The following is a 1,349-nucleotide window of genomic DNA, read 5'->3' as shown; positions in this document are numbered from 1 at the left end:
GAAGACGCTCGGGATGATGTAGTTCGCGTTGAGCTCGTCCTCGGTGACGACGTTCGCGAGGGCGCTGGCGGCGGCGAGCATCATGTCCGTGTTGACCGTGCGGGACTGAGCGTCCAGCAGACCGCGGAAGACGCCCGGGAAGACCAGCACGTTGTTGATCTGGTTGGGGAAGTCCGAACGGCCCGTGGCGACCACCGCGGCGGTCTGGCGGGCGATGCCGGGCTCGACCTCCGGGTCGGGATTGGCGAGCGCGAAGACGATGGCACCCTCCGCCATCGCCGCCACGTCCTCGCCGTTCAGCACGTTCGGGGCCGAGACACCGATGAAGACGTCCGCGCCGCGCACAGCCTCCTTCAGCGTGCCGGTGACACCCTCGGGGTTGGTGTTGTCCGCGATCCAGCGCAGCGCGGAGCCGGGGCTCGCGGCGACCAGGTCCTCGCGGGCGGCGTGGACGACGCCGTGGATGTCGGCGACGACGGCGTGCTTGACGCCGGCCGCGATCAGCAGCTTCAGGATGGCCGTACCGGCCGCGCCCGCACCGGACATGACGACCCGTACGTCGCCGATGTTCTTGCCGACCACGCGCAGCGCGTTGGTGAGGGAGGCGAGGACGACGATGGCGGTGCCGTGCTGGTCGTCGTGGAAGACGGGGATGTCGAGGGCCTCGCGCAGGCGGGCCTCGATCTCGAAGCAGCGGGGGGCGGAGATGTCCTCGAGGTTGATGCCCGCGAAGCCGGGGGCGATGGCCTTCACGATGGCGACGATCTCGTCGGAGTCCTGGGTGTCCAGGCAGATCGGCCAGGCGTCGATGCCGGCGAAGCGCTTGAAGAGGGCGGCCTTGCCCTCCATGACGGGCAGGGCGGCCTTGGGGCCGATGTTGCCCAGGCCGAGCACGGCCGAGCCGTCGGTGACCACGGCGACGGAGTTGCGCTTGATGGTCAGGCGGCGGGCGTCCTCGGGGTTCTCCGCGATGGCCATGCACACCCGGGCCACGCCCGGGGTGTAGATCATGGAGAGGTCGTCGCGGTTGCGAATGGGGTGCTTGGACGCCATCTCGATCTTGCCGCCGAGGTGCATCAGGAACGTACGGTCGGAGACCTTGCCGAGCGAGACCCCTTCGATGCCGCGGAGCTTCTCCACGATCTCGTCGGCGTGCGCGGTGGAGGTCGCGGCGACGGTGACGTCGATCCGCAGCTTCTCGTGCCCGGAAGCGGTGACATCGAGGCCGGTCACCGACCCGCCCGAGGACTCCACGGCCGTGGTGAGCTGGCTGACCGCGGTCCCGCTCGCGGGAACCTCCAGCCGAACCGTCATCGAGTACGAGACGCTAGGCGCCGTTGCCATGGCCG

At 69.7% G+C, this 1,349-nt stretch carries 1 protein-coding gene; it reads right to left on the bottom strand.

The genetic code is table 11. The annotated features are described in order from the left end of the window. Positions 1-1,344 (bottom strand): NAD-dependent malic enzyme (locus FHS38_RS34780; RefSeq protein WP_184740599.1); only part of this gene is annotated, 1,344 nt, incomplete at its 3' end. Between the last annotated feature and the right edge of the window lie 5 nt (positions 1,345-1,349).

Origin of the sequence: Streptomyces netropsis (assembly GCF_014203545.1) — a bacterium.
Taxonomy (GTDB): domain Bacteria; phylum Actinomycetota; class Actinomycetes; order Streptomycetales; family Streptomycetaceae; genus Streptomyces; species Streptomyces netropsis.
This window is presented reverse-complemented; position numbering and strand designations above follow the sequence as displayed.